The sequence below is a fragment of the Saccharothrix sp. NPDC042600 genome (assembly GCF_040647305.1).
Taxonomy (GTDB): Bacteria; Actinomycetota; Actinomycetes; order Mycobacteriales; family Pseudonocardiaceae; genus Actinosynnema; species Actinosynnema mutabilis.
This window is the reverse complement of the sequence record NZ_JBEZBW010000189.1, coordinates 1-7180: the sequence shown is the minus strand read 5'-3', so window position 1 is coordinate 7180 and position 7180 is coordinate 1. Positions and strand designations below refer to the sequence as shown.

Sequence of the window (7180 nt, the reverse complement as noted above, 5' to 3'; positions counted from 1 at the left end):
AAAATTCGGCTGCACCCGACCAAAAGTGTGGTAGCCCTTCGGGCAGGCCATACGGAGATGACACAAGCAAGAAGCCCGGGTTGGGGTGTGACCTCGCCAGGCTCGTTGGGCGCTGCGCGCCTGGGGGTGGGCGCCTTGGGCGGTTGTGTTTTGGCTGGTTGGGGGGTTGTTGGTGGGGCGACATGACAGATCATTGGTTGCTTTCTGGGGATGGGCTTCGTTGCTCGGTAACGTCGGGGGCGGCGCGGAACCGTGAATTCGTCGACACACCGTGCACGTCATCCCGGAGGAAGGAAAACCATGTCGACCGACGTGTCACCCGAGGCAATGCTGGAAGCCGTGCGGGAAATGATCCCCACCCTCCGCCAGAACGGTGCCGAGGCCGACCGGAACCGGTGGATCCCCGACGAGAACATCGCCCTGCAGGACAAGGCGGGCGTGTTCCGGATGGGTGTGCCCGCCCGCTTCGGTGGTCTGGCCTACTCCGCGGCCGACATGGTCAAGGTGCTCGCCGAGATCAGCCGGGGCTGCGGGGCCACCGGGTGGGTCTCGATGGTGTGGGTGCACACCGCCTGGACCGTGCGGCTGTTCCCGGACAAGGCGCAGGAGGACGTGTTCGCCGGCGGGTCGGTGCGGGTTTCCGGCACCATCCCGCCGACCGGCAAGCTGACCCGCACCGACGGCGGGTACCTGATGACCGGCAAGTGGAAGTTCAACACCGGTGTCCGGGGTGCGGACTGGAACATGGTGACCGGTCTGTTCGAGGAGGAGGACGGCACCCAGACCTCCCTCATGACGCTGATCCCGGTCAGCGAGCTGACGATCCTGGACGACTGGGACGTCACCGGCGCCGCCGCCACGGGCAGCACGACCTCGGTGGCGGAGAACGTCTTCATCCCCGAGCACCGCGTGGTCAAGTACTCCGACCTGGTGGCCGGCACGGTCCCCGGGCGCAGCGACGACGGGTCCGACGGGCGCGGCTACGGGCTGATGAGCCTGGTCATGGCCAAGATCGCCGGCGTGTTCGCGGGCATGGCCCGGGGCGCGTACGAGGAGTTCCTGGAGCGGCTGCCCGGGCGTGGCATCACCTACACGTCGTGGACCGAGCAGAGCCTGCACCCGGTGACCCAGGTCGCGGTGGCCGACGCGAAGAACAAGATCGACGCGGCGGAGGCGTTCGCCTCGGTGTGGCTCAAGGTGATCCAGGACCGCGCGGACGCGCGGGAGGAGCTGACCCAGGAGGAGAAGGCCGTCGTGCGCGGCCAGACCACCTGGGCCGCGAACCTCGCCAAGGAGGCCGTGGAGGAGCTGTTCCGGCTCGGTGGCGGTTCGGTGATCCGCAACGACCAGGCGTTGGGCCGGTTCCGCCGGGACATCGAGGCGCTGTCGCTGCACGCGCTGATCCAGTACTACGGCAACATGGAGTTGCAGGGTCGCGTCCTGCTCGGCCTGGACCCCGACACGCCGTACCTGTAAGTCGTTGTGGCACACCGAAACCGGCACCCCCGCGCGGGGGTGCCGGTTTCGGTGTGCGGTCAGCGGCGGGTGCTCGCCGTGCAGGGGATGCGGTAGCGCCGCGCACTGTCGATCGTGGACAGTTCGTCCAGCCACGAGTCGCGGGCGTCCAGCTCGACCAGCGCCAGCACCGCGTGCGCGGCCGACGCCAGCGTGGTGTGCCGGTGCCAGCCCGCGAAGGACCGGCCGGTGAAGTCGCGCATGCCCACCCGGTCGGCGAACCGCCCGAAGTCGTGGTCCACCCGGTCGAGGAACCGGCTGGTGCGCAACAGGCTCGCCGCGTCCGCGTCGGGCTGGTTGGACAGCCACAGCTCGGCCGGCCACGACTTGCCCGCCGGGCCCACGCCCAACAGCACCAGGTCGCCCGCGCGCCCGCCGGGCACGCCCACGCGCACGGTCGCGGCCAGCAACGGCCACCGGCCCGCCACCGGCTTGCGCGCCTCCCGCAACAGCCCCACGACTTGCTGCGCGGGCAACGGGTCCGCGCCGCGCCGGGGCGAGCCCGGGTCGAGCACGGTGAACAGCTGGGTGCCGCTGATCCGCATCAGCAACGGCGTCTCCGGGTGCAGCCGGGCCACGGCCGCGTGCACGTCGGTCCCGCGCGCGTCCATGACCAGCGGCCGGTCCGGGAAGGCGAGCCGCGCGTCGGCGCCCAGGAACGCCTCCACCGCGCACTCGCCGTCGGTCTCCGCGCGGACCCCGTCCGGGATCGCCGCGCGGCTGCGCCGGCCCGGGTCGGCGACCCACGCCTGGGACAGGTGCAGCCGCCAGTCCACCGGCACGGCCAGCTCGTCCGACACCGCCCACACGCCCATGGCCTGCTGGGCGTTGAGCGTCTGCCCGAGGTCGGGGCAGAACCGCCGGGTCACCCCGACGGAGTGCTTGCCCGCCTTGGGGATCAGCATCGGCCGCACCACCCAGGCGGCCGGTGGGGCGACCCGGCCGACGTGCGCGGCGAGCGCCCTGCGGACCGGCGCCCACCCCCAGGTCGAGTCGCTGATGAAGTGGTGCAGGTACTGCTCGGTCGCCTGGCCGCCGACGGCCTGGGCGATGTTGCGGATGGACTTGCGGCCCCTGGCGCGGAGCAGGCCGTCGAGGTACTCGACGCCCTTGCGCCGCTGGTCCTCGCGGGCGAACGAAGCGAACAGCGTGGAACTCAGCTCGGCGACGACCGGGTCTAACAGGAGGTCCGGTGCGGTGCGCGCGGCCATGTGCCTTCCCCCAGGCATGGAGCCTCACTTCACATTTGTGCGGACAGGGTTTGCCAACCCAACGTGGCTTGCGGAACGCGCGCGTGCCTAGATCCGGAGAGCACCATCCTGGCCGCCCCGGGGGTGGGCCGACGCCACCGCGCGGCGCCCGGCGGGCCGGCGCGCCGCCCTGACCGGGGTCGGGCGGTGTTCGGGCCACACGTCCATCCGGCCCGACCCGTTGCTCCACCCGACCGGCACGCGAACCGGACTCCGCTGGTCACAACGCCCAGACCGGGCGCGCGGGAACCGAAGTCCGCACTTCGGCGACCCGCGCCCGCGCGCGGACATGACGGAGAACAGCGGGACCTGACGTACTGCGTTCCCGGTTCGTTGCCCGTTGTCGGGCCCGCGTTCCACGATCGGCGTACCGACGAAGTCGTGTTCACCGCGAGCTGAGCCGCACGACCGCACGTCGCGCACATCACCGGTCGTGCCTCGTCCCTTCGTGATTGGAGTGTCAGTGGACAACGCCGTGCGCGAGGGCTCACCCAGGATCGCGCTGCAGCAACCGGATTGGGACGATCGCGAACTCGTGCACCGGGTGCGGGCCACGTTGGCCGCGCGGCCCGGCCTGGTCACCTCCGACGAGGTGGCGCAGTTGCGCGCCACGCTCGCGCTGGTGGCCGCCGGCGGCGCGCACGTCGTGCAGGCGGGCGACTGCGCCGAGGACCCCGCCGAGTGCGAGGCGGGGTACGTCGCCCGCAAGGCGGGGCTGCTGGACCTGCTGGCGGGCGTGATGAAGATGGCCACGCACCGCCCGGTGGTGCGCATCGGCCGGATCGCGGGCCAGTTCGCCAAGCCCCGGTCCAGCCCCACGGAGGTGGTCGGCGGCGTGACGCTGCCGTCGTTCCGCGGGCACATGGTCAACAGCCCCGAACCCGACGCGGAGGGCCGCCGCCACGACGTGCGCCGGGTCCTCGCCGGGTACGACGCGGCGCGGACCGTCACCACCCTGCTGGGGTGGGGCGGCGGCGGTTCCCGCCCGATCGACCCTCCGATGTGGACCAGCCACGAAGCCCTGCTGCTGGACTACGAGATCCCGATGCTGCGCCGCGACCACACCGGCCGCACGTTCCTCGCCTCGACCCACCTGCCGTGGATCGGCGACCGCACCCGCCAGGTGGACGGCGCGCACGTCGACCTGCTGGCGGGCGTGGCCAACCCGATCGCCTGCAAGGTCGGCCCGTCGATGACCACCGGCGAGCTGCTGGAGCTGGCCGACCGGCTCGACCCGCACCGCGAGCCCGGCCGGTTGACGCTGATCTCCCGGATGGGGGCGAAGCTGGTCACCGAGCGGCTGCCCGCGCTGGTCGCGGCCGTGCGCGCGGCCGGGCACCCGGTGATCTGGCTGTGCGACCCGATGCACGGCAACACCGCGCTCACCCCCGACGGCCTCAAGACCCGGTACGTGGAGACCGTGGTCACCGAGATCGAGCGCTTCCAGCGGGTCCTGCGGGCCGAGGGCGGCGTGGCCGGCGGCCTGCACCTGGAGACCACGCCGGACGACGTCACCGAGTGCGCCTACGACGAGTCCGGCGCGGACCGCGTGAGCGACAAGTACACGAGCTACTGCGACCCGCGGCTCAACCCGGACCAGGCGGTCGCCGCCGTGGCGGCGTGGACCGAGTGAGCACCGCCCGCAGCACCGACGGAGGACCACGATGACAGGCATCCCCCCGATCGACCCCTACCCGCTGCCGACGTCGGACGACCTGCCCGCCAACACCGCGACGTGGACCGTGGACCCGCGGCGGGCGGTCGTGCTGGTGCACGACATGCAGCGGTACTTCGTGCGCCCGTTCCCGGCGGTCATGCGGGACCGGATCGTCGCCAACATCGCGGCGTTGCGGGAGGCCTGCGCGGCGCAGGGCGCGCAGGTCGCCTACACCGCGCAGCCCGGCGGCATGAACGAGCGGGAACGCGGGCTGCTGCGCGACTTCTGGGGGCCGGGCATGCGCGTGGACCCGGCCGACCGCGAGGTCGTCGACGAACTCGCGCCCGCCGACGGCGACTGGGTGTTCACGAAGTGGCGCTACAGCGCGTTCTTCCGCTCGGACCTGCTGGAGCGCATGCGCCGCGACGGCCGTGACCAGCTGGTGCTGTGCGGGGTCTACGCGCACGTCGGTGTGCTGGTGACGGCGTTGGAGGCCTACACCAACGACATCCGGACGTTCCTGGTCGCCGACGCCATCGGCGACTTCACCGCCGACTACCACCGGCTGGCGGTGGACTACGCGGCCCGGCGGTGCGCCGTGGTCGCCACGACGGAGACCGTGCTGGCCCAGGTGGGCAGGCAGGCGGTGACCTTGTGAGCGACTTGCTGGACCGCGTGCTGAGCGGGTCCGAGCCGTTCGCCCTGCTGCACCGCGTCGAGGCGGACCGGTCCGAGGTGGACGTCCTCGTGGGCACCGTGACGACGCCGGAGGTGCTGGCGGACATCGAACTCCCCGACGGGCCGGTGGCCGGGCGGCGGCACGACGTGCTCGCGGTGGTGCCGTTCCGGCAGATCGGCGAGCGCGGGTACGTGCACCGCGACGACGGCGCGCCGCTGCTCGCGCTGACCGTGACCGACCAGGCGGTGCTGCCGCTGGAGGACGTGCTGGGCCGGCTGCCGGACGTCCCGCTGGAGCTGGCCGGCGGCCGGTTCGACACCGACGACGAGGGTTACGCCGAGATCGTCCGCCGCGTGCTGGCCGACGAGATCGGCGAGGGCGAGGGCGCGAACTTCGTCATCCGCCGCGGGTACGTCGCCGACGTCGTGGACTACTCGCCGCGGTCGGCGCTGTCGCTGTTCCGCAGGCTGCTGCTGGACGAGACCGGCGCGTACTGGACGTTCGTCGTGCACACGGGCGAGCGCACGTTCGTCGGCGCGACCCCGGAGCGGCACATCAGCGTCACCGGCGGCACGGCCGTGATGAACCCGATCAGCGGCACCTACCGCTACCCGCCGACCGGTCCCGGGCTCGCGGGCGTGCTGGACTTCCTCGCGGACAACAAGGAGTCCGACGAGCTCTACATGGTGCTGGACGAGGAACTGAAGATGATGGGCCGCATCTGCGACGACGGCGGCCGGGTCGACGGGCCGTACCTGCGCGAGATGGCCCGGCTCGCCCACACCGAGTACTTCATCGTCGGCCGCACCGACCGCGACCCGCGGGAAGTGCTGCGGGAGACCATGTTCGCGCCGACGGTCACCGGCAGCCCGTTGGAGAGCGCGTGCAAGGTGATCAGCCGCTACGAGCCGCACGGGCGCGGCTACTACAGCGGTGTCGTCGCGCTCATCGGGCGCGAGGCGGACGGGAGCCGGTCGCTGGACTCGTCCATCCTCATCCGCACGGCCGCGCTCGACGCCGCCGGCACGGTCCGCGTGGACGTGGGCGCGACGCTGGTCCGCCACTCCGACCCGATGGCCGAGGTCGCCGAGACCAGCGCCAAGGCGGCGGGTCTGCTGGCCGCGCTGGGGTCCGAGCCGCGCTTCCGCGGGGCGGACCGGGCGGGGCTCGCCGACCACCCGGAGGTCCGGGCGGCGCTGCGGGCGCGCAACGTGGACATCGCGTCGTTCTGGCTGTCCGACGGCGGTGCGCGTGACCTGGTCGATCCGGCGCTGGCCGGCTTGCGGATGCTGGTCGTGGACGCGGAGGACACGTTCACCGCGATGCTGGCCCACCAGTCGCGCGCGCTGGGGCTGGAGGTCCTGGTCCGCCGGTTCGACGAGCCCTACGACGTGCACGACGCCGACCTGGTGCTGATGGGGCCGGGACCGGGCGACCCGCGCGAGGTCGGCCACCCGAAGATCGCGCACCTGATGTCCACAATAGACACCCTGTTGGCGGAACGGTTGCCGTTCCTGGCGGTGTGCCTGAGCCACCAGGTGCTCAGCGCGCGGCTCGGGCTGCCGTTGGTCCGGCGGGAGACGCCGAACCAGGGCGTGCAGCTGCCCGTGGACCTGTTCGGGCAGCCCCGGCGGGTGGGGTTCTACAACACGTTCGCGGCGAGCTTCGCGGGCGACGTGCTGCACCACCCGGAGGCGGGCGCGGTGGAGGTCAGCCGCGACCCGGCGACGAACCAGGTGCACGCGTTGCGCGGCAAGCACTTCGCGTCCATCCAGTTCCACGCCGAGTCGGTGCTGACCCAGGACGGTCCGGCGATCATCGGCGGCCTGCTGTCCGGCCTGTCGCGGCGGGCGCTGGTGGGGCGCGGCGTGCCCTGGCGGCGGGCGGGGCACTGGCCGCAGCCGCCGGTGTGAGCGGGAGACCCGGCCGGGAGCGGGTGCCGGCAGCCGGTGCGAGCGGTCGCGGTGCCGTGGCCGGCGGGCGGAGCGGTGGCGACCTCCACCACGCCCTCGACCTCGAAGCTCTGCTGCCGCACGACTTCCGAGTCCACGACGTCCCCCCTCAGCCCTGCACCCAGCC

The 7180-nt window shown here is 72.6% G+C and carries 5 protein-coding genes; 4 read left to right on the top strand and 1 reads right to left on the bottom strand.

Features of this window, described 5'->3' with window-relative positions; translation table 11 throughout:
* The first annotated feature begins 300 nt into the window (after positions 1-300).
* Positions 301-1476 carry an acyl-CoA dehydrogenase family protein gene (locus tag AB0A74_RS42180; protein ID WP_358258793.1) on the top strand — a complete coding sequence of 392 codons (1176 nt, stop codon included), beginning with the start codon at positions 301-303 and terminating at the stop codon, positions 1474-1476.
* A gap of 59 nt (positions 1477-1535) precedes the next feature.
* Here AB0A74_RS42180 and AB0A74_RS42175 read toward each other — a convergent pair whose 3' ends face one another.
* The gene (locus AB0A74_RS42175; protein ID WP_358258792.1) at positions 1536-2726 is read right to left on the bottom strand and encodes a transposase; all 1191 of its coding nucleotides are present in this window, start codon (positions 2724-2726) and stop codon (positions 1536-1538) included.
* Between the two features lie 502 nt (positions 2727-3228).
* On the opposite strand from AB0A74_RS42175, the gene AB0A74_RS42170 reads away from it, so the two are divergent.
* The 3 genes from AB0A74_RS42170 to AB0A74_RS42160 are packed head-to-tail and all read left to right on the top strand — an operon-like array spanning position 3229 to position 7014.
* Complete coding sequence (locus AB0A74_RS42170; RefSeq protein ID WP_358258791.1) at positions 3229-4398, top strand: 3-deoxy-7-phosphoheptulonate synthase; 1170 nt, start codon at positions 3229-3231, stop codon at positions 4396-4398.
* 31 nt (positions 4399-4429) lie between these two features.
* Positions 4430-5080, top strand: coding sequence for an isochorismatase family protein (locus tag AB0A74_RS42165; protein ID WP_358258789.1), 651 nt, complete (start codon positions 4430-4432; stop codon positions 5078-5080).
* Positions 5077-7014, top strand: a complete 1938-nt coding sequence (locus AB0A74_RS42160) for an anthranilate synthase family protein (RefSeq protein ID WP_358258787.1) — start codon at positions 5077-5079, stop codon at positions 7012-7014. Before AB0A74_RS42165 ends, AB0A74_RS42160 begins: the two co-directional genes overlap by 4 nt.
* Positions 7015-7180 lie beyond the last annotated feature (166 nt).